Origin of the sequence: Gordonia sp. C13, assembly GCF_023218005.1 — a bacterium.
GTDB classification, from domain to species: domain Bacteria; phylum Actinomycetota; class Actinomycetes; order Mycobacteriales; family Mycobacteriaceae; genus Gordonia; species Gordonia namibiensis.
The window spans coordinates 66,792-88,490 of sequence record NZ_JALPSY010000017.1 but is presented as its reverse complement, the minus strand read 5'-3'; the positions used below and the strand labels follow the sequence as shown (position 1 = coordinate 88,490).

Below are 21,699 nucleotides of genomic sequence, written 5' to 3'. Positions count from 1 at the left end.
ATCCCGGGGTCGGTATCGTGAGTGCAATTCTGCGCCGAACACGAACCCGGGCCGCGGTGACCGAACCGCGAAGACCCCGACCACCAGCACCCCGACCACCAGCACACCGACCGAGAACAACCGAGGAGGCGAACACATGACGTCTCGTGGTTCCTCGCACAAGGGATCGGCCGGCAGACGCAAGGGCAACAAGAAGGTCCCCGGTCGTCCGCGTGAGGTCGCGCCGACGGCCGTGACGGTCCTGTCGACGGCCACGGGCGCCCGGCTCGACCTCGTCGGCGGCGCCGATCGCGACACCAGCGTGCAGGGCGTGACCCTGCGCGCCCAGGACGTGCAGCCCGGCGATCTGTTCGCGGCCCTGCCCGGTGCGGCCACCCACGGCGCGCGGTTCGCCGACCAGGCGGTCGCCGCCGGGGCGACCGCGATCCTGACCGACCCGGCCGGCCGCGCCGAACTGAGCCGCGTCCTGCCGCCCGAGACCGCCGTCGCGGTCCTCATCCACCCCAGCCCGCGGACCGTCCTGGGCAGCGTCAGCGCCCGTGTGTACGGCAACCCGTCGCAGCGGTTGAAGCTGATCGGGATCACCGGCACGTCGGGCAAGACCACCACGTCGTATCTCGTGGAGGCGGCACTGCTCGCCGCCGGGCACTCGGTGGGACTCATCGGAACCGTCGAGACCCGCGTGAACGGCGTCGCGCAGCCGAGCTCGCTGACGACCCCGGAGGCGCCGACCCTGCAGGCGCTGCTTGCGTCGATGCTCGAGGACGGGGTCGACGTCGTCGTCATGGAGGTGTCCAGCCACGCGCTGTCCCTGGGCCGGGTCGACGGTGCGCACTTCGCGATCGGGGCCTTCACCAACCTCTCGCAGGATCATCTGGACTTCCATCACACGATGCGCGCCTACTTCGACGCCAAGGCGCAGCTGTTCGTGCCGTCGTCGCCGAACCACGCGGTACGCGCGGTGGTGTGCGTCGACGACGAGTGGGGTCAGCGGATGGCCGATCTCGCCCGCCGTCCCGGTGAGGCGGCGCATCTGCAGCCGGTGACGGTGTCCACCGGTCCGACGCCCGCTCACTGGCATGCGGGCCCGTCGGACCTCGCCGGCGACGGCACCTCCCACACCCCGATCACCGAACCCGACGGCGACCACGTCCTGGTCATGCCTCTCCCGGGTCGCTACAACGTGGCCAACGGACTGCTGGCCGTCGCGGTGGCCCATGCGGCGGGTGTGCCGATCTCCACCGCGCTCGACGCGGTCGCGTCGGTGAGCGTGCCGGGACGTCTGCAGCGGGTCGACCGCGGGCAGTCGTTCCTTGCCCTGGTCGACTACGCGCACAAACCCGGAGCCGTCGAGGCCGTCCTGGCGACCTTGCGCGGTCAGCTCGGCGAGGGACCGGGCCGCGTGGCCATCGTGGTGGGTGCCGGCGGAGACCGTGACGCGGGTAAGCGGCCGCTGATGGGGGAGGCCGCCGCCCGCGGTGCCGAACTCGTCATCGTCACCGACGACAACCCGAGGTCGGAGGAACCGGCCGCCATCCGGTCCGAGGTTCTCGCCGGCGCCCGGAGCGTCGACGCCGCCGACCGTCCGGCCGGTGCCGAACCGGTACGCGAGGTCGGGGATCGTGCGGCGGCGATCGCCGAGGCCATCGCCTGGGCACGGCCCGGCGACATCGTGCTGGTCGCGGGCAAGGGTCATGAGGCAGGGCAGGAGATCAACGGCGTGAAGCATCCGTTCGACGACCGCGAGGTCGTCGCACAAGCGCTGGACGAGTTGCCGAACGCGACCACCGGCCCGGTGGGCGCGGAGGGTGATCGATGACCGGACCGTTCGTCACGGTGATCCGCGGGGATGCGCCGGTGACGGTCGACGACGCACGTCTGCTCATCCGCCGACTCGCCGAGCACGCCGGCGCGTTGCGCGGCAGCAGCGTGGAGGACCGGCCGCGAACCTGGGCGATCCTCGGCGAGGTCGCCAGCCCCGAGGGGACCGCCGAGAACCAGCGCGTCGTCGAACACGATCTCCTCGGACGCCTGGCCGTCCGACTGGCCGTCGACAAGACTCTCTGCGTCGGTGACTCCCGATCGGTTCGCGCCCTGCACCAGGGCGCCGTCATGGAGGGGTCGTGGGGCGACGAGGCGCGCATCGTCGACACGGTCGAGACCGCCGCGGCACTCGTCGACATCGACCCGGACTGGCGGCCCGCCGCCGGCGATGTCATCCTCCTCGCGGCAGCGAGCGCCGACCTCGACTCGGTGGTGAGGGCATGGGGTGCGAGCTGCGGATGGCAGGTCCGCGAGGATACTGACTCCGGTCCCGATGACGAGGGGACCGCATCATGAGGGCACGCGATGAGGCGCGCCTGCCGAGAACACTGAACAGAGTCGGAGAGAAGAGCGTGGCGGGGAACGGACGAGCGAACACGAGGGCAGCACGGTGACCCAGATCCTCCTCGCGGGTGCGATCGCGATCGCGGTGTCGATCCTGCTGACCCCCGTGCTCATCAAGGTGTTCTCCCGACAGGGCTTCGGCCAGGAGATCCGGGTCGAGGGCCCCCAGAGCCATCAGACCAAGCGTGGCACGCCGTCGATGGGCGGCGTCGCGATCCTCGCCGCATTGTGGGCGGGCTACTTCGGTTCGCATCTCGTCGGCCTCTTCACCGACGCCGGCAACGGACCGACTGCGTCGGGCCTGCTCGTGCTGGGCCTCGCGACCGCGCTCGGCATCGTCGGCTTCCTCGACGACATCATCAAGATCCGCAAACACCGCAACCTGGGACTGAACAAGACCGCGAAGTCGATCGGGCAGTTCATCGCCGCGATCCTGTTCGGTGTCCTCGTGCTGCAGTTCCGCAACGACTACGGCCTCAGCCCGGCCAGCACCCACCTCAGCTATGTGCGCGACATCGACGCCATCGGCCTCGGCGCGGTGGTCTTCGTGGTGTTCTGCTGGCTCGTGGTCGCCGCGTGGTCCAACGCGGTGAACTTCACCGACGGACTCGACGGTCTGGCCGCCGGTTCGATGGCGATGGTCCTCGGCTCCTACGTCCTCGTGACCTTCTTCCAGTTCGTCAACGCCTGCGCCGGCGGTGCCAAGCCGCCCAGCGACATCCCGACCGGGTGCTACCAGGTCCGCGACCCCCTCGACCTCGCGATCATCGCGGTGGCCGGCGGCGGCGCCTGCCTCGGCTTCCTGTGGTGGAACGCCGCGCCGGCGAAGATCTTCATGGGGGACACCGGCTCGCTGGCACTCGGCGGCATGCTCGCCGGCCTGTCCATCACGACCCGGACCGAACTCCTCGCGGTCGTCATCGGTGCGCTGTTCGTCGCCGAGATCATGTCGGTGGTCATCCAGATCGCCTTCTTCCGGACCACCGGCCGTCGTGTCTTCCGGATGGCGCCGTTCCACCACCACTTCGAACTGGGCGGATGGGCCGAGACGACGGTGATCATCAGATTCTGGCTGCTCACAGCCATAGCCTGCGCGCTCGGCCTGTCGCTCTTCTACGGCGAGTTCCTGACGACCAATGGCTGATCCGCGCGCCGAGAACTCCGCGTCTCCCGACGACCCACTGGGGTTGACCGGCAAGACCGTGGTGATCGGCGGCGCGGGTACCGCCGGCATGTCGGCGGCCCGCTACCTGGTCACCAGGGATGTCCGCATCCTGCTCGCCGACGACCGGTTCGCCGTACGTGATGCCGACGCCGCCGACCGGGATGCGGCGGTCGCTGCCGTTCCCGGGGTCGCGGACCTGACCGGGCAGGGCGTCGAGGCCGTCGCGATCTCCGATCTGCTCGCCGACCCCTCGTGGACCGCCGACACCGCGGTCGTGATCGTCTCGCCCGGATTCGCGCCCACCCACGACCTCGTCGCGCAGGCCGCGGCGGGCGGTGTGCCGGTATGGGGCGAGGTCGAGTTGGCCTGGCGGGTCGACGCCGCGGGTCTGCTCGGGGAGCCGCGCACCTGGCTGGTCGTCACCGGCACCAACGGCAAGACCACCACCACCTCGATGCTCGCCGACATCGTCGAGCGCTCCGGGCGTGCCGGCGCGGCGTGCGGCAACATCGGCCTGCCGGTTCTCGATGCCATGCGCGCGACACCTCGGGTGGACGTCCTGTGCGCCGAGCTGTCGTCGTTCCAGCTGCACTGGGCACCGTCGGTCGCCCCGGCCGCCGGGGTGGTGCTCAACGTCGCCGACGATCATCTCGACTGGCACGGCACCTTCGACGCCTATGCGCTGGCCAAGGCCGGTGCGCTGCGCGGCGACATCTCGATCGTCGGTCTCGACGACGCAGTTGCATCTGGTCTGCCGGGTGCGGGACGCCGGGTCGGCTTCACACTCAACCCGCCCCAGGACGGCCAGCTCGGCGTCGAGGACGGACAACTCGTCGACCGTGCCTTCGGTGCGGGTCGCCTGCTGTCGGCCGCCGCCGTGCATCCGGCGGGCCCGTCGGGCGTGGCCGATGCCCTCGCTGCCGCCGCTCTCGCCCTCTCGATCGGTGTCGACCGCGACGCGGTCGAGGCCGCGCTCACCGATTTCCGGCCCGCCGCCCATCGCGGCGAGGTCGTGGCGACGCGCGACGGCATCCGCTTCGTCGACGACTCCAAGGCCACCAACCCGCATGCCGCCCAGGCTGCCGTCTCCGCATACGGCCGCGTGGTGCTGATCGCGGGCGGCCTGCTCAAGGGCGCGTCGATGGACGCCATGCTCACCGCGGTCGGCGATCGGCTCGCCGGGGTGGTCGCCATCGGCCGTGATCGTGAGCTGGTCGTCGAAGCGATCGTGCGACACGCCCCAGAAGTCCCAACAGTCACAGTATTCACAGGGGACGATGGCACGGTGAACGTGCATCGCCAGGGTCAGACCGCACCCGTCCTCTCGTCGACCGAAACCTCGGGAACAGACGCCGCCGCTGCCGTGATGGACCGGGCGGTCGCCGAGGCATGGGAGCTCGCCGCGGCGAGCGACCCGAAGCCCGACGCGGTGCTCCTCGCACCCGCCGCGGCATCGCTGGACATGTTCGCCGGCTACAGCCGGCGCGGTGACGCGTTCGCGCGCGCCGCACAGGACATCGCCGGCACCCCCACCTCGCGGTGAGTGGCGTGAGCACCGACAAGACCGCGGTCGACGCCGCGGACGACGAGAGCACCTTCGACGACGAGGACACCCTCGACGACTCGTTCCAAGACGGAACGGACGAGACCTCGGACGTGAGCAGGCGAGCGTCCGTGCGTCGAAAGGCGTCAGAGGGTGCGGCCGCGCTGTCGAAGCCGGCTGCCGAGGTCTCCGCAGCGGCCTCGACCGCGGGGTCGGTGACGGCCTCGTTGCCGGCGATGCTCGTCGAAGGCGTGCGCAACCTCCTGGCGCGGCCGCTGGCCTCCTACCAGCTGGTCCTCACGATGGCGTTCATGCTGACCGCCTTCGGTCTGGTGATGGTGCTGTCGGCGTCGTCGGTCGAGGGGTACTCGCAAGACGGATCGGCCTACGGACTGTTCACGACGCAGGTCATCTTCGCCGGACTCGGCCTCGTCGTCTTCTACCTGATGCTGCGGGTCCCCGTCCGTCTGCTGCGGCGCTTCGCCGCGCCGTCGATGGCCATCGCCATCCTGCTGCTCGGACTGGTGCTGATCCCCGGCATCGGCACGCTCAGCCAGGGCGCCCGACGCTGGTTCGTCATCTCCGGTGTGTCGGTGCAGCCCTCGGAGCTGGTCAAGGTGGCGCTGTGTATCTGGGGTGCGCACCTGCTCGCCTCCCGGCGCCGGGACAACGCCTCGATCAAAGAGCTCCTGATCCCGCTGGTCCCGGTCGCGATGCTGGTCTGCGTGCTGATCATCCTCGAGCCGAACCTCTCGACGACGATCACCATCGCCATCATCGTCGGCGCGATGCTCTGGTTCGCCGGGCTGCCGATCAAGGTCTTCTCGGCCTTCGCCGTCTCCGGTGTGGTCCTCGCGGTGATCCTCGCGCTCGTCGAGGGGTACCGCTCACAGCGCGTGATGAGCTTCCTCGGCGGCATCGACGACCCGCAGGGTGCCGGCTACCAGGCCCGGCAGGCGACCTACGCGCTGGCCAACGGCGGCGTCTTCGGTGTGGGCCTCGGCCAGTCGAGCGCCAAGTGGAACTACCTGCCCAATGCGCACAACGACTTCATCTTCGCCATCATCGGCGAGGAACTCGGCCTCCTCGGTGGTCTGCTGGTGGTCTTCCTGTTCGTGCTGCTGGGCTACATCGGCTTCCGCATCGCGCACCGCTCGACCGATCCGTTCCTGCGCCTGATGACCGCGACCATCACCGTGCTGATCCTCGCGCAGGCGTTCATCAACATCGGCTACGTCATCGGCCTGCTGCCGGTCACCGGTATCCAGCTGCCACTCATCTCGGCGGGCGGTACATCGACGCTGACCGTGCTCGCGATGCTCGGCCTCCTGGCCAACGCCGCGCGACACGAACCCGAGGCCGTCGCGACCCTCACCGCCGGATCGCAGGGCCGTCTGGCCCGGATCCTGCGGCTCCCGACGCCGGTGGCCTACCGGCAGACGCGGGCCGAGACCCTGCGAGATCGGCTCGACCAGCGTCGCTCGGCGAGCGGACGGCCCGCGGGCCGCACAACCGGACGGGGTGCACCGGGCCGGGTCGGGGCATCCGGACGGGCAGGAGCGTCGACCGGTCGCGGACGACCGGCCGAACCGGCTGAAAGCCAGGGCCGGTTCACCATGCCGTGGAAACGGGCGAAGACTGCCGAACCGGCACCTGCACGGGGTGCATCCGCACGGCGTCCGGCAGCGACAGGTCGCACCCGACCTGCGCCGTCGGCACGAGCGGGCGTCGACTACCGTGGCGGGTATCCCGGCGCCGGCAGTGCACGTCGCTCGGCGTCACCGGGATGGCGGGCGGGCGCGCATCAGCCGCGGACGCCGAGGTCCGCCGACCCCGGGCGCGATCGGCCGACACACGGCCGCGCGGGACGCCGCTGACGGCTCCCGCGACAGGCGATGCCGCTGCGTGGGACAGACGTGCACAGTGGCTGGAGATGGAGTGACAGAGCCGGTGAGTTCGGGTGCAGCACAATCTGATACGACCGGAGGCCCGGGCGGGCGGCCGCTGTCGGTGGTGGTCGCGGGCGGCGGGACCGCCGGACACATCGAACCCGCACTCGCCGTGGCCGACGCGATCACCCGCATCGACCCGACGGCCCGCGTCACCGCGCTCGGGACCAACCGCGGCCTCGAGGTCGACCTGGTGCCCGAACGCGGATACGACCTGCGGCTGATCCCGCCGGTTCCGCTGCCGCGCAAACCCGGGATGGACCTCGCCAAGACCCCCGGGCGCCTGGTGTCCTCGGTCGCCGCGACTCGCAAGGTGCTCGCCGACGTGGACGCCGACGTCGTCGTCGGCTTCGGCGGGTATGTGTCGGTGCCCGCCTACCTCGCCGCGCAGATGCATCTACGCGGACGCAATCGCATCCCGATCGTCATCCACGAGGCGAACGCCTCGGCGGGCATCGCCAACAAGGTGGGCGCCCGGTTCGCCGACCGTGTCCTGGCCGCCGTCGACGGCTCCGGGCTCGACGCCACCGTCGTCGGCATGCCGGTCCGCGGGGTCCTCGCCGAACTGGACCGGCCGGCCTTGCGCGCCAAGGCGCGCCACTACTTCGGACTCGACGAGGATGCCCCGACCCTGCTCGTCTTCGGTGGTTCCCAAGGCGCGCAACGTATCAACGCCGCGGTCTCGGGAGCGGCCGAAGCACTCGCGAAGGCGGGAATCGGGGTCCTGCACGCCTACGGGCCCAAGAACTCGATCGACCCGGTGATCGTCGAGGGCGCCCCGCCGTACCGCGGCGTCGGCTACCTCAAGCGGATGGACCTCGCCTACGCCGCCGCCGATCTGGTGATGTGCCGGTCCGGCGCGATGACCGTCGCCGAGGTGTCGGCCACCGGTTTGCCCGCCGTCTACGTCCCGCTGCCGCACGGCAACGGCGAACAGCGCCTCAACGCGCTACCGGTCGTCGAGGCCGGCGGCGGACTCATCGTCGAGGACTCGGCGGTCAGCGCGGAGTGGGTGGCACGCGAGGTCCCGGCCCTCCTGCAGGACACCGAACGACTGCAGCAGATGTCCGCGGCGGCCGCGGGCACGGGCCATCGCGACGCCGCCGCGGCCGTCGCCGACGCCGCCCTCGAACTGGCTCGCGGGTTCCGCGCGGGCCGGCGACCGTCCCGTAAGGCGTTTCGTTCGCGCCGATCGGCCGGCGAACAGTGACAATTGGACGGGACCGGGTCGGAGGGGACAGGGCCGGCGAGATGACCGGACCCGGAGCGGGAGGTGACGACATGAGCGAGGGGACGACTGTGGGAACCGGAGGACTGCCGCCGCAGCTCGCCCGCGTGCACATGGTCGGCATCGGCGGCGCCGGCATGTCCGGGCTCGCGCGCATCCTGCTCGCCCGCGGCGGCCAGGTGTCGGGATCGGACGCCAAGAACAGCCGGGGCATCCTCGAACTCCGCACCCGCGGCGCCCGTGTCCAGGTCGGACACGATCCGTCCGCACTCGACCAGATCCCGGGTGGTCCGTCGGTCGTGGTCACCACCCACGCCGCCATCCCCAAGACCAATCCCGAGCTGGTGGCCGCACGCTCGCGGGGAATCCCGATCCTGCTGCGCCCGCGCGTGCTCGCCCAGCTCATGGAGGGTGACCGGACGCTGCTGCTGGCCGGGACGCACGGCAAGACCTCGACCACGTCCATGGCCGTCGTCGCGCTCCAGCACGCCGGCAGCGACCCGTCGTTCGCGATCGGCGGCGAGCTCAACGAATCCGGCACCAACGCCCATCACGGCGGCGACCCGGTCTTCGTGGCCGAGGCCGACGAGAGCGACGGTTCGCTGCTCGAGTACACGCCCGATGTCGTGGCCGTCACCAACATCGACGCCGACCACCTCGACTTCTTCGGCTCGATCGAGGCCTACGTCGAGGTGTTCGACAAGTTCACCGAACGCATCCGGACCGGCGGCACACTTGTGGTCTGCCTCGACGATCCCGGATCCGCGGCACTCGCCGGACGTGTCCGCGGCGATCTCGCCGAGCGCGGGGTGGCGGTCCTCGGCTACGGCCGCGGCACTCACGCGGTCCTCGCGCCCGGCGTGCCCAACGTGGCGACCCAGCTGTCGTGGGAACCGCGCGCCGCCGGGGGAGCGGCACGGGTCCGTTTCACCGCGCCGGTGACCGGCCCCGCCGACGAGACCGGCACCGTCGTCGAACGTGAACTCATCCTCCCGCTGCCGGGAGAACACATGGCGCTCAACGCGATCGCCGCGGTCATCGGTGCCGTGCGCGTCAACGCCGCGGCGACCGCCGACGCCGCAGGTGCCCTCGACGGCATCCTCGCGGGGATCGGCGCGTTCGGCGGGGTCCATCGTCGCTTCGAGTTCCGCGGGCGCCGCGGCGGCGTCGAGGTCATCGACGACTACGCCCACCATCCCACCGAGGTGCGCTCGGTGCTGTCCGCGGCGCAGTCCATGATGGCCGCGCGGGTCGGCCCCGACGCGCCACGCGGTCGCGTCATCGCGGTCTTCCAGCCCCACCTGTACTCGCGCACGGTCGAGTTCGCCGACGAGTTCGCCGCCGCCCTCGACCTCGCCGACACCGTGGTCGTCGCCGACGTCTACGGCGCCCGTGAGGCTCCGATCCCCGGTGTCAGCGGCCGGACCATCACCGACAAGTTGACCCGGCCGTCGTTGTTCGCACCGGATCTGTCGCGGCTGGCCGGTCAGGTCGCCGGCCTGGCCCGACCCGGAGACGTCGTGCTGACCCTGGGCGCGGGCGACATCACCATGCAGGGGCCCGAGATCCTGGCCGCACTCGGCGCGGACACCGCGACCGACGACGCGACGCCCGCGACCGGTGAGGGCCCCGGCGACGGGGGCCTCACAGGACGGGTCTCGTGATCCGCTGGCCGACCCGCCGCCGGTCCCGCCTGATCCTCGGCACCCTGATGGTCGTCGCCGCGGGGGTCGGGCTGGTCCTGATCGCCTACCTCACCCCACTGATGGCCGTGCGCGGCACCGACATCCGGGACAACGGTTCGATCCCGGCCGACGAGATCCTGCGCGTCGCGGCCGTCCCGCAGGGGACACCTCTCCTCCAGGTGGACACCCGCGCCGTCGCGCAGCGCGTCGCCGGCATCCCGTCCGTCGAATCCGCCCGCGTCCAGCGGTCCTACCCGTCGACGCTCACCATCACCGTCGTCGAGCGGGTGCCGGTGGTGATCGTGACGAGCGGGGACGAGGTCCACGTCCTCGACCGGTCCGGGGTGTCCTTCCTCCACTACGTCCGCGCCCAGGGCGTGCCACCGGAGGTGCTCAAGCTCCCCGTCCTCGAGACCCCGAACCCGGGCCCGGCCGATCCCACCACCCGGGAGGCGATCACCGCGGTCGCCGGATTACCGGAATCGCTGGCGCGACAGGTCAAACGGTTGTCGGCGAGCTCGCCGGTCGACATCGAGTTCATCCTCACCGAGAACCGCCGGGTCATCTGGGGTGACAGCGATCGGGGAGCGGAGAAGGCGCGAACCCTCACGTACCTGTTGAGCCGGGACGCCAAGATGTACAACGTCTCGAGCCCCGAGTTCCCGGCCTACAAGTGAGCGCGGCGGCCGCCGGTCGCCCGCACGCGTCGGGAATCGCGTCAGATTCGTTGAAGATGTGAGAAATTCACCGAAATTCGGGAGCGACTTCCCGACACGCCGGGCGCTGTTGTGGATACCGGGGCCCGGGATGCCTAGCGTCATCCCCACAACGAACTACTTGACATAACTCTAAATCTATGGTTCAGGTTTAGGGTTTTGCCAGCAACTCAGCCGCTGAGACCTCAGCACCGGAACACGCTGAGAGATCAGCAACGGAACATCGAGCACGACCCATTACGAGGAAGGCGAGCGCATGACGCCACCGCACAACTACCTGGCCGTCATCAAGGTCGTCGGCATCGGCGGCGGCGGCGTGAATGCCGTCAACCGCATGATCGAGCAGGGGCTCAAGGGAGTCGAGTTCATCGCGATCAACACCGACGCGCAGGCCCTGCTGATGAGCGACGCCGACGTCAAGCTCGACGTCGGTCGCGACTCCACCCGTGGCCTCGGTGCCGGCGCCGACCCCGAGGTCGGTCGCCGCGCCGCCGAGGACGCCCGCGACGAGATCGAGGAACTCCTCAAGGGTGCCGACATGGTCTTCGTGACCGCGGGCGAGGGTGGTGGCACCGGCACCGGTGGTGCACCGGTCGTCGCGCAGATCGCCCGCAAGCTCGGCGCTCTCACCGTCGGCGTGGTGACCCGTCCGTTCTCCTTCGAGGGCAAGCGTCGCGGCGGACAGGCCGAAGCGGGCATCACCGCGCTGCGGGAGTCCTGCGACACCCTCATCGTGATCCCCAACGACCGCCTGCTCCAGCTCGGCGACGCGCAGGTGAGCCTCATGGACGCCTTCCGCAGCGCCGACGAGGTCCTCCTCAACGGTGTCCAGGGCATCACCGACCTCATCACCACCCCGGGTCTGATCAACGTCGACTTCGCCGACGTCAAGGGCGTCATGAGCGACGCCGGCAGCGCCCTCATGGGCATCGGTTCGGCCCGCGGTGAGGACCGCGCCAAGAAGGCGGCCGAGTCGGCGATCAACTCGCCGCTGCTCGAGGCGTCGATGGAAGGTGCTCGGGGCGTGCTGATCTCGATCGCCGGCGGCAGCGACCTCGGCCTCTTCGAGATCCACAACGCGGCCACCCAGGTCCAGGAGGCGGCCCACGAGGACGCCAACATCATCTTCGGCACCGTGATCGACGACAACCTCGGCGACGAGGTCCGCGTGACCGTCATCGCCGCCGGTTTCGACGGCGGCACCCCGAAGAAGCGCTCGGACGTGCCCGCCGCGGCCGCCGGCCGTTCGGCCGTCGGTCAGGGGCAGGCCGGCGCGGTGTCGCCGCCGCCGAAGAGCGACCCGCTCTTCGGTGACATCCCCAAGGGATCGGGTGATCCCTTCGGTGGTGAGCGTGAGCCGGAGCCCCCGCGTCGCAACACCGTGCACCTCGACGACGATGACGTCGACGTGCCGTCCTTCATGAAGCGCTGACCCGCATGCGGGTACGTCGTGTGGTCACCACGCGTGCCGGCGGCGTCTCGGTGGCACCGTATGACTCGTTCAATCTCGGTGACCATGTCGGAGACGACCCGGAGGCGGTGTCCGCCAACAGAAATCGTCTGGCCGAGCAGATCGGGTTGCCTGCTTCGTCGGTCGTCTGGATGGAGCAGATCCACAGCCGCAACGTGACGGTCGTCGACGGTCCGGTCACCGAACCGGTCCCGGCGACCGATGCGCTGGTGACGACCACGCCGGGCCTCGCGCTCGCCGTGCTCTCGGCCGACTGCGTGCCGGTGCTCCTCAGCGACGACGAGGCCGGCGTGATCGCCGGTGTCCATGCCGGTCGTGTCGGGGCGCGCATCGGCATCGTGCGCGAGACGCTCAAGGTGATGGTCGACCTCGGTGCGCGCATCGAGTCGATCGGTGCGTTCCTGGGCCCGGCCGCATCCGGCGAGCAGTACGAGGTGCCCCCGGCGATGCAGGCCGACGTCGAGAAGCATCTGCCCGGGAGCGCGAGCCGCACCAAGAAGGGCACGACGGGCCTCGACCTCCGTGCCGGTCTGCGCCGGCAGCTCCTCGAGGCGGGGGTCGCCGGGGTCGCCGTCGACCCGCGCTGCACGATCTCGGACACGAGTCTCTTCAGCCACCGGCGTGGCGCACCGACCGGCCGCCTGGCATCGGTGATCTGGATGGACGACGAGAGTGCGCCGGACGGGGAGTAGGCCCCCGGCGCTCCACGCGGAGAATGATGGGGGACATGAGCGACTCTCTCGATGACGCACGCACCGCCGAGCTGTCCGAGCGACTCGAAGCCGTACGCGGGCGGCTCGACGCGGCCGTCGCGGCTGCGGGCCGTCCCGCCGGGTCGTGTGCACTGCTGGTCGTCACCAAGTACTTCCCGGCCGTCGACGTCCGCCGATTGCTGAACCTGGGCGTCCGTTCGTTCGGGGAATCCCGTGAACCCGAAGCCGGCCGCAAGGTCGCCGACGTCCTCGCCGAGTGGGCGCCCGAGGATTCCACCGACGTGCCCGTGTTCGACATGATCGGGACCGTCCAGTCGAAGAAGGCCCGTTCCATCGCGCGGTGGGCGCGCGCGGTGCACTCGGTGGATCGTCCGAAGGTGGTCGACGCCCTGGGCCGGGCCGCACGAGCCGCGCTCGACGAGGGGGAGCGGACCGAACGTCTCGGGATGCTGCTCCAGGTGAGTCTCGACGGGGACCCACAACGCGGCGGCGTCGTAGAGGCGGATCTCCCCGCACTCGCCGATCAGGTGTCGAACGAGGACGCACTGGCGCTGCGCGGGCTCATGGTCATCGCCCCGCTATCCGGCGATCGGAAGCACTGGATGGCCGAATCCGCCCGTATTCACAACGCTTTTCGCGACCAGTACGCAGACGCCGTCGAACTGTCCGCGGGCATGTCGGGTGATATGGAGGAGGCGGTTGCAGCCGGCTCGACATGCGTGCGTGTCGGAACCGCGATCATGGGCGATCGGCCGCTAGTCTCTCAGTAATCACATTGGTAACAACAGAACCAAGTGACACAGCAAGCGCAGACATCTCAGCAAGCACAGTGACATCAGATGCACCATCCGGCACGGCTGCACACCGGCGTCGCACGACAGAGAGGCCGACTATGACCACGATGCAGAAGTTCAAGGCTTACTTCGGCATGGTGCCGCCCAGCGAGTACGAGGACGACTACCTCGAGGACGGTTCGGCGCTGCGTGCCCCGTCGCGTGAGCGTGCCTACCGTGACGACTACTACGGTGACGGCTCCTACGACCCCGGTTACGAGCCCGCCCTGCGCGACCCGGGCTTCCGCGAGGCCGGCTACCGCGACGAGATGGCCTACGACGACCGTCATTTCGACGGCGGATACGAACTCGCCGGCGACTTCGCCCCCGAGTTCGCCTACGCCGGACCGCGTCCGGCTCCCGAGGCCCCCATGCGGTCCGCTGCACGCCTCGAACCGCTGCAGCGTTCGTCGAGTGCCGCCCTGCGGGCCGCCTCGTCGCGCCCGGCCGCGCCCGAACATCGTGAGCTCGAGCGTGTCTTCGCCGACGGCCCGCTGCAGAAGATCACCACCCTGCGTCCCTCGGACTACAGCGAGGCCCGCACCATCGGTGAGCGTTTCCGCGACGGCAACCCGGTCATCATGGACCTCGTCGACATGACCAACGACGATGCGAAGCGCCTCGTCGACTTCGCTGCGGGCCTGGCCTTCGCACTGCGCGGCTCTTTCGACAAGGTGGCCACCAAGGTCTTCCTGCTGTCGCCGGCCGACGTCGATGTGTCGCCCGAAGACCGCCGCAAGATCGCCGAGACCGGCTTCTACAACCACTCCTGATGCAGGTGGGCACCCTCGGTTCGCACCGTCGGGTGCTCTTCAGGCAATCTTGACGCGTGGCTGCGATTTTGTTGGGTGTCCTCTACTACATCCTGTTGGTCTTCTGGTTGCTTCTCCTCGGCAGGCTCGTCGTCGAGCTGGTGCGGACGTTCGCCCGCGAATGGCGGCCCACCGGGGTGGCGGTCGTGATCATCGAGACGGTCTTCACGCTGACCGATCCGCCGATCAAGGCGTTGCGCCGGATCCTCCCGCCGATCCCGCTCGGCCCGATCCGCCTGGATCTGTCGCTGATGATCGTCATGCTCGTCGTCATCATCGCCATGAACATCGTGAACGGTCTCCGCGCCGACGCGGTCGCCGATTCGCTCGCCACCGCACTGGTTCTCATCCGCTCCTGATCCGCCGACGAGTCACCCACCGGGCCTCTTGCGACCCGGGTACCTTGGGGTACGTCGATGGACTACCGTTGGTTGTCGTCTTCGATGCCCTGCCCGTTCGGAGGAGTTTCGGTCGGGCTCGGCATCAAACAGTGCGACCTACGGTTCGCATGTGACAGGATTGGACGCCAGTTACAGATTTTGACTGGTATGAATAGTTAGTGACAACCTGTATTGGTCGAACGACTCACGTCGCGCGATCCGGGTTGGACGGCACGCCAACTGAACACAAGCTCCACCACAGACACGAGGGGAACCGACATGCGGCTGACTCCAGCTGATGTGCACAACGTCGCGTTCAGCAAACCGCCTATCGGTAAGCGCGGCTACAACGAGGATGAGGTCGATCAGTTCCTCGACTTCGTCGAGGCCGAGCTCGCCCGGCTGATCGAAGAGAACACCGACCTCAAGCAGCGCGTCGAGGAACTCGAGGGTGAGGTCGCCGACGCCCGGTCGGGTGCCGGCGCAGCCCCCGCCGAGGAGCGGACCCAGATGTTCGCCAAGCCGCCGGCCCAGGAGCAGCCCGCTCCGGTCCAGCAGCCCGCAGCGTCGAACGACGACGCCAACGTGCGTGCCGCCCGCGTTCTCGCACTCGCGCAGGACACCGCGGACCGTCTGACCGGCAGTGCCCGCGCCGACGCCGACGCGATGCTGGCCGACGCGCAGACCCGCGCCGACACGATGGTCTCCGAGGCGCAGAGCAAGTCCGACGCCATGCTCGCCGATGCGCGGCAGCGTTCGGAGGCCATCCTGGCCGACGCCCAGACCCGTTCCGAGGCGCAGCTGCGCCAGGCGCAGGAGCGCGCGGACGCGCTGCAGAGCGACGCCGAGCGCAAGCACAGCGAGATCATGGGCACGATCAACCAGCAGCGCGGTGTGCTCGAGGGCCGGATCGAACAGCTCAAGACGTTCGAGCGTGAGTACCGCACCCGTCTGAAGACCTACCTGGAGTCGCAGCTCGAGGAGCTGCAGCAGCGCGGAAGCGCGGCACCGGTCGAGGGTGGCCGTCCCGATCAGTCGTTCTCGAACGATCCGGGCAGCGGCGGTTTCAGCAGCTACTCGCCGAGCTGACCTCCGCACCGGACATGCACCCTAGGCTGGTGATGTGCTGACCTTGGCCCTGGGCGCGACCCTCGTCGGGTTCGTGCTGCTCATCCTCGGTCTCATCACCGGGACCGTGTGGCTGGCCGTCGCCTGCATCGTCATCTGTCTCCTCGGCCTGGCCTTTCTGCTCGTCGACGTGTTCTCGGGACGCAACCGGGACTCCGCTCGATCGCTGGAGGACATGGTCCCCGGAGCCGGACGCGATGAGGCCGACGCCGATCGCGACGACGCCGGTTCACCCGGCGCCCGCGGCGATGACGACGAGTCCCGGACTCGCAGGTACTCGACGTCGACGCAGGACTCCGGCGCCGGTGAGAAGACGGTTGCCTACGAGCAGCCCCCTTTCGAACCCGGTATGGCCGCACCGTCCGGTCCGGCGTCGTCTGGGCCGACGCCGTCTCGGCCCGATGTGCCCGAGAGCCGTCCGGCCCCCGAGCGTCGCGAGGGCAACCTCGAGGACTACCTGCGATCGGTCGGTGAGCCGGTCGGCCAGCCGAACTCCGGTCCGACACCCGTTCCCGGTCAGGGACCGCCCGGTCGGACTGGACCGGGCCAGCCGCCTCGCGCGCCGTACCAGGCGCCGGGTCAGCAGTCGCCCGGCGGCGAGCTGCCCCGTCCCGATGGGCCACGGCCACCGCAGTACGGGAGTTCGCAGTACGGGAACCCGCAGGCGGGGCCTCAACAGCAGTACAGACAACCGTCGTCGGGGCAGCCTCCGGCGTGGCCTCAGGGCCAGGACTCCGCGCGACCCGATCCCGCCCAGTCGGGTGAGCGACCGCAGGGGGAGCAGCCCGAGTCGCCGCAACCGCGCCCCGGCCGGCGTCGTGCGCCGGATTTCGATCCGCTCGACCCGAACTGGCGTCCACCGCTCGACTGATCTCTCGTTCTCGACCACGCACCGCCCGGACGGCGATACCGATTCGCCTGTTCGGGCGGTGCGTCGTTACACTGGTTGACGCGTCGATCCGGCCATCACCGGGGAGCACCCGGAAGAACAGAGCCGCTGCGGTGGAAACCGAGCAGCGCTCCCAGTAGAACCGGGCGGGAGTGGCCCGTCACAGCCACGGGACCGTACGGGGAGACCCGCGCGATCCGATGAGTGGCGCCGGAGTGCCGGCGCAAGCGGGGTGGTACCGCGCAGACCTTCCGGTGTGCGTCCCCGTGCCGAGGAGAGACATCACCAGGCACGAGGAGACGAGCCGTGACCGACACGAACGAGACGGGCGCGAACGCGACCGGACGTGTGTACCCCAAGGTCGACATGACGGGTGGGACGGGCCGCAGCGCGCCCGATTTCCCATCCGTGGAGCAGAACGTCCTGCAGTACTGGGATGCCGACTCGACCTTCGCCGCGTCCATCGCCAACCGTGCCGACGCCGAGGAGTTCGTCTTCTACGACGGCCCGCCCTTCGCCAACGGCCTCCCGCATTACGGCCATCTCTTGACCGGCTACGTCAAGGATGTGGTACCCCGGTACCAGACCATGCGCGGCAAGAAGGTCGACCGCCGATTCGGTTGGGACACACACGGTCTGCCCGCCGAACTCGAGGCCGAACGCCAGCTCGGGATCACCGACAAGTCGGAGATCGAGAAGATGGGCATGGAGAAGTTCAACGAGTACTGCCGTGACTCGGTTCTCCGCTACACCGGCGAGTGGCGCGACTACGTGACCCGTCAGGCGCGCTGGGTGGACTTCGACAACGACTACAAGACGCTCGACCTCGACTTCATGGAGTCGGTCATGTGGGCGTTCAAGGCCCTCTACGACAAGGGTCTGATCTACCAGGGCTACCGCGTGCTGCCCTACAGCTGGTACGAGCAGACGCCGCTGTCCAACCAGGAGTCGAAGCTCGACGACGCCTACCGCATGCGCCAGGACCCGGCGGTGACCGTGCGGATGCCGCTGTCGGTGCCCGAGGGGCCGCTCGCCTCGCTCGACGGCGTCAATGCGCTGATCTGGACCACCACGCCCTGGACCCTGCCGTCCAACCTCGCGATCGCGGTCAACCCCGAGGTCACCTACGTGCACGTCAAGGCCGCCGACGGTCAGCAGTACCTGCTGGCCGAGGCGCTGCTGGGCGCGTACGCCAAGGAGATCGCCGAACCCGAGGTCGTCGGCACCCACCTGGGCAAGGACCTCGAGAACCTCTCCTACGCACCGCCGTTCGACTTCTTCGTCGGACATCCGAACTCTCACCGCGTGCTGCTCGGCGACTACGTCACCACCGAGAGCGGCACCGGCGTCGTCCACCTCGCGCCGGCCTTCGGTGAAGAGGACATGGAGCTCGCGACCGCCAACGGCATCGAGGTCGTGCAGCCGCTCGATCCGGGCGGCCGCTTCACCTCGCAGGTCCCGCCGTACGAGGGGCAGATGGTCTTCGACGCCAACCCGGTCATCATCAAGGACCTCAAGGCGGCCGGCCGTATCCTGCGCCACGAGACCATCGAGCACTCCTACCCGCACTCGTGGCGGTCGGGACAGCCGTTGATCTACATGGCCGTGCCGTCGTGGTTCGTGGCCGTCACCCAGTTCCGCGACCGCATGGTGGAGCTGAACAAGCAGATCACCTGGGTGCCCGAACACATCCGCGACGGCCAGTTCGGCAAGTGGCTGGAGGGTGCGCGCGACTGGAACATCAGCCGCAACCGCTACTGGGGTGCGCCGATCCCGGTGTGGATCTCCGACGACCCGGAGTACCCGCGCATCGACGTCTACGGTTCGCTCGACGAACTCGAGCGCGACTTCGGCGTGCGCCCGGACAACCTGCACCGGCCGTTCATCGACGATCTCACCCGCCCGAACCCGGACGACCCGACCGGGCAGTCGACGATGCGTCGCGTGCCCGAAGTTCTCGACTGCTGGTTCGAGTCCGGGTCGATGCCGTACGCCCAGGTGCACTACCCGTTCGAGAACCGCGACTGGTTCGACGGTGGGGACTCGGCCTCGGCGGTGGCGCACAACCCGGGCGACTTCATCGTCGAGTACAACGGTCAGACGCGCGGCTGGTTTTACACCATGCACGTGCTCGCGACCGCGCTCTTCGACCGTCCTGCCTTCAAAACCGTTGCCGCACACGGAATCGTGCTGGGCGATGACGGCCAGAAGATGTCCAAGTCCAAGCGCAACTACCCGGACGTCAACGAGGTCTTCGACCGCGACGGCTCCGACGCGATGCGCTGGTTCCTGATGGCCTCGCCGATCCTGCGCGGCGGCAACCTCGTCGTCACCGAGCGTGGCATCCGCGAGGGTGTCCGTCAGGCGCTGCTGCCGCTGTGGAACGCCTACAGCTTCCTGCAGCTCTACGCAGATCGCCCGGCGACCTGGCGGACCGACTCGCAGAACGTCCTGGACCGCTACATCCTGGCGAAGCTCGCCACCACGCGCGAGGTGATGACCGAGGCGCTCGACACCTACGACATCGCCGGTGCGTGCGATGCGTTCCGTGAGTTCGTCGAGTCGCTGACCAACTGGTACGTGCGCCGCTCGCGTGCACGGTTCTGGGCCGGCCAGGATGAGGACACCGACGCCTTCGACACCCTGTACACCGTGCTCGAGGTGGCGTCGCGGCTCGCGTCGCCGCTGCTGCCGCTGGCGACCGAGGCCATCTGGCGCGGACTCACCGGTGGCCGTTCGGTGCACCTGACCGACTGGCCGACTGCCGACGAGCTCCCGGCCGACGCCGACCTGGTCGCGGCGATGGACGAGGTCCAGGCGGTCTGTTCGGTCGCGTCGAGCGTGCGCAAGGCCAACAAGCTGCGCGTCCGCCTGCCGCTGCCCGGTCTGACCGTGGCCTCGCCGACCGCGGCCGCACTCGAGCCGTACGTCGACCTGGTCAAGGACGAGATGAACGTCAAGTCCGTCTCGCTCGCGACCGACGCCAGCGAGTACGGCCGCTACGAGATCGCGGTCAACGCCCGCGCCGCGGGCCCGCGCCTGGGCAAGGACGTCCAGCGCGCGATCAAGGCCGTGAAGTCCGGCAACTGGTCGGTGGAGACGAACGCCGACGGCGCGGAGGTCGTCGTCGCCGACGGCATCGAACTCCAGGACGGCGAGTACAGCCGCAAGCTGGTGGCGGTCGAACCGGACTCCACCGCCGAGCTGCCCGGTGGCAAGGGTCTCGTCGTGCTCGACACCACGGTGACCCCCGAGCTCGAGGCCGAGGGCTGGGCCAAGGATCGCGTGCGCGAACTGCAGGATGCGCGCCGCAACCTCGACCTGGACGTCTCCGACCGCATCGCGGTGCGCCTCGTCGTACCGGCCGAGCGTCTGGAATGGGCACAGACCCACGCCGACCTCGTCGCCGGCGAGGTCCTCGCCGTGGAGTTCGACGTCACCGCCGAAGGTGCGCCGGGAGCCATCGAGCTCGGCGACGGCGTCACCGCCGACGTCGCAAAGGTCGGCTGACCAGCGATCTCGCGCTGACTGTCACATTTCTGCCGCCGTCGGTGTCTCGAGGATGACCACCTCGAACACCGACGGAAGGCAGATCGATGAGCACCACCGACACCACGCAGGAAATCCAGACAGTCGAGCGGACGCACGTGGTCGTCCTCGGCGCCGGTTACGCGGGGGCGATGGCGGCCAACCGGCTGCGGCGCAACCCCGCCGTCGACGTCACGGTCGTCAACCCGCAACCGTTCTTCGTCCAGCGGATCCGGTTGCACCAGTTCATCGCGCGGACCGGTGAACCGCAGACCTCATTCGACGACGTGCTCGGCGACGGCATCGACGTCGTCGTCGGCACCGCGACGCGGATCGATGCCGATGCGCGGCGGGTACATGTCGGGTCGGGGGAGCACCTCGACTACGACTACCTGATCTACGCCATCGGCAGCCGGCATCATCTCCCGGACATCCCGGGCGCGGCCGACCACGCCCTGTCGGCCTCGGACTGGGCTGCGGCACAGCACCTCCGGGAACGCATCGACGCCCTGGAGCCCGGTGCGCCGGTGGTCGTCGTCGGCGGCGGCCTCACCGGTGTGGAGCTCGCCGGCGAACTCGCCGAACGCGGCTTCGCGGTGACGCTCGCCGGTGGCGGTGTCGTCGCTCCGTCGGTCGGTGAACGCGGCCATCGGGCGACCCTCCGGCAACTCGGTCGACTCGGCGTCGACGTGCTCGAAGACGCTCGGGTCACCGCTGTGGCGGCCTCGCGGGTCCTCATCGAAACCGAGGGGCGCGAACAGGTGTTGCCCAGCGCGGCAACGGTCTTCGCCACCGGCTTCCGGGCCCCGGCGCTCGCCGCGGACAGTGGGCTGACGACCGACGGGATCGGCCGTCTGCAGACCGATGACAGCCTCACGAGCGTCGACGACGATCGGATCCTCGGCGCCGGGGACGCGGTTGCGGTCCAGGGCATCACTCTGCGGATGAGTTGCCAGGCGGCGGAACCCCTCGGGGCACAGGTCGCCGAGGCCGTGCTCGCCCGGATCGCCGGCGACCGGCCGATCCCCGTCGACCAGGCCTTCGTCGCACAGTGCACGAGCATCGGGCGCCACGCGGCCACCCTGCAATTCACCCGGCGGGACGACTCGCCCGCGCGGGCGGTGGTGACGGGTCGTCTCGCGGCTCTGGCCAAGGAGGTGGTGTGCCGCGGTACCGTGTGGAACATCCGCCGCGAGGCCGCGCACCCGGGCGCATTCAGCTGGTTGCGCGGTCGCGAGGTGACCGCCGAGCGTGAGCCGGTTCTGCAGTGA

The 21,699-nt window shown here is 69.6% G+C and carries 17 protein-coding genes; all 17 read left to right on the top strand.

The window, feature by feature from the left end; translation table 11 throughout:
* Window positions 1-136 precede the first annotated feature (136 nt).
* The 17 genes from M1L58_RS14490 to M1L58_RS14410 all read left to right on the top strand — a co-directional run bounded on the left by M1L58_RS14490 (window position 137) and on the right by M1L58_RS14410 (window position 21,699).
* Window positions 137-1,819 carry a UDP-N-acetylmuramoyl-L-alanyl-D-glutamate--2,6-diaminopimelate ligase gene (locus M1L58_RS14490; protein WP_248659410.1) on the top strand — a complete coding sequence of 561 codons (1,683 nt, stop codon included), beginning with the start codon at window positions 137-139 and terminating at the stop codon, window positions 1,817-1,819.
* Entirely contained in the window at window positions 1,816-2,340 is a 525-nt protein-coding gene (locus M1L58_RS14485; RefSeq protein WP_248659409.1) for a UDP-N-acetylmuramoyl-tripeptide--D-alanyl-D-alanine ligase, read from the top strand. The genes M1L58_RS14490 and M1L58_RS14485 overlap by 4 nt, the downstream gene beginning before the upstream one ends.
* A 94-nt stretch (window positions 2,341-2,434) precedes the next feature.
* Entirely contained in the window at window positions 2,435-3,532 is a 1,098-nt protein-coding gene (gene mraY / locus M1L58_RS14480; protein WP_006868142.1) for a phospho-N-acetylmuramoyl-pentapeptide-transferase, read from the top strand.
* Complete coding sequence (gene murD, locus M1L58_RS14475; RefSeq protein ID WP_248659408.1) at window positions 3,525-5,096, top strand: UDP-N-acetylmuramoyl-L-alanine--D-glutamate ligase; 1,572 nt, start codon at window positions 3,525-3,527, stop codon at window positions 5,094-5,096. The genes mraY and murD overlap by 8 nt, the downstream gene beginning before the upstream one ends.
* Window positions 5,097-5,101: 5 nt before the next feature.
* Complete coding sequence (ftsW, locus tag M1L58_RS14470; RefSeq protein WP_374112728.1) at window positions 5,102-6,973, top strand: putative lipid II flippase FtsW; 1,872 nt, start codon at window positions 5,102-5,104, stop codon at window positions 6,971-6,973.
* A 73-nt stretch (window positions 6,974-7,046) separates the two neighbouring features.
* Window positions 7,047-8,255 carry an undecaprenyldiphospho-muramoylpentapeptide beta-N-acetylglucosaminyltransferase gene (gene murG, locus M1L58_RS14465; RefSeq protein ID WP_248659406.1) on the top strand — a complete coding sequence of 403 codons (1,209 nt, stop codon included), beginning with the start codon at window positions 7,047-7,049 and terminating at the stop codon, window positions 8,253-8,255.
* 71 nt (window positions 8,256-8,326) lie between these two features.
* The gene (gene murC, locus M1L58_RS14460) at window positions 8,327-9,937 is read left to right on the top strand and encodes a UDP-N-acetylmuramate--L-alanine ligase (protein ID WP_248659405.1); all 1,611 of its coding nucleotides are present in this window, start codon (window positions 8,327-8,329) and stop codon (window positions 9,935-9,937) included.
* Window positions 9,934-10,635 carry a cell division protein FtsQ/DivIB gene (locus M1L58_RS14455; protein WP_248659404.1) on the top strand — a complete coding sequence of 234 codons (702 nt, stop codon included), beginning with the start codon at window positions 9,934-9,936 and terminating at the stop codon, window positions 10,633-10,635. Before murC ends, M1L58_RS14455 begins: the two co-directional genes overlap by 4 nt.
* Window positions 10,636-10,930: 295 nt before the next feature.
* The gene (gene ftsZ, locus M1L58_RS14450; protein WP_006868148.1) at window positions 10,931-12,106 is read left to right on the top strand and encodes a cell division protein FtsZ; all 1,176 of its coding nucleotides are present in this window, start codon (window positions 10,931-10,933) and stop codon (window positions 12,104-12,106) included.
* A gap of 5 nt (window positions 12,107-12,111) precedes the next feature.
* Window positions 12,112-12,837 carry a peptidoglycan editing factor PgeF gene (gene pgeF / locus M1L58_RS14445; RefSeq protein ID WP_006868149.1) on the top strand — a complete coding sequence of 242 codons (726 nt, stop codon included), beginning with the start codon at window positions 12,112-12,114 and terminating at the stop codon, window positions 12,835-12,837.
* A gap of 26 nt (window positions 12,838-12,863) precedes the next feature.
* On the top strand, window positions 12,864-13,628 hold the full coding sequence (locus tag M1L58_RS14440; protein ID WP_248659424.1) for a YggS family pyridoxal phosphate-dependent enzyme: 765 nt from the start codon (window positions 12,864-12,866) through the stop codon (window positions 13,626-13,628).
* 122 nt (window positions 13,629-13,750) lie between these two features.
* A complete protein-coding gene (locus M1L58_RS14435; RefSeq protein WP_006868151.1) occupies window positions 13,751-14,464 on the top strand; it encodes a cell division protein SepF in 714 nt (237 codons plus the stop codon).
* A gap of 56 nt (window positions 14,465-14,520) precedes the next feature.
* The gene (locus tag M1L58_RS14430; protein WP_006868152.1) at window positions 14,521-14,862 is read left to right on the top strand and encodes a YggT family protein; all 342 of its coding nucleotides are present in this window, start codon (window positions 14,521-14,523) and stop codon (window positions 14,860-14,862) included.
* 300 nt (window positions 14,863-15,162) lie between these two features.
* Window positions 15,163-15,972: a DivIVA-like cell division protein Wag31 gene (gene wag31 / locus M1L58_RS14425; RefSeq protein WP_006868153.1), complete on the top strand. Its 810-nt coding sequence runs from the start codon at window positions 15,163-15,165 to the stop codon at window positions 15,970-15,972.
* Between the two features lie 34 nt (window positions 15,973-16,006).
* The gene (locus M1L58_RS14420) at window positions 16,007-16,882 is read left to right on the top strand and encodes a hypothetical protein (RefSeq protein WP_248659403.1); all 876 of its coding nucleotides are present in this window, start codon (window positions 16,007-16,009) and stop codon (window positions 16,880-16,882) included.
* A 324-nt stretch (window positions 16,883-17,206) separates the two neighbouring features.
* Window positions 17,207-20,410 (top strand): isoleucine--tRNA ligase, encoded by a 3,204-nt coding sequence (gene ileS, locus M1L58_RS14415; protein WP_308221816.1) that lies wholly within the window; start codon window positions 17,207-17,209, stop codon window positions 20,408-20,410.
* A gap of 86 nt (window positions 20,411-20,496) precedes the next feature.
* Window positions 20,497-21,699, top strand: coding sequence for an NAD(P)/FAD-dependent oxidoreductase (locus M1L58_RS14410; protein WP_248659402.1), 1,203 nt, complete (start codon window positions 20,497-20,499; stop codon window positions 21,697-21,699).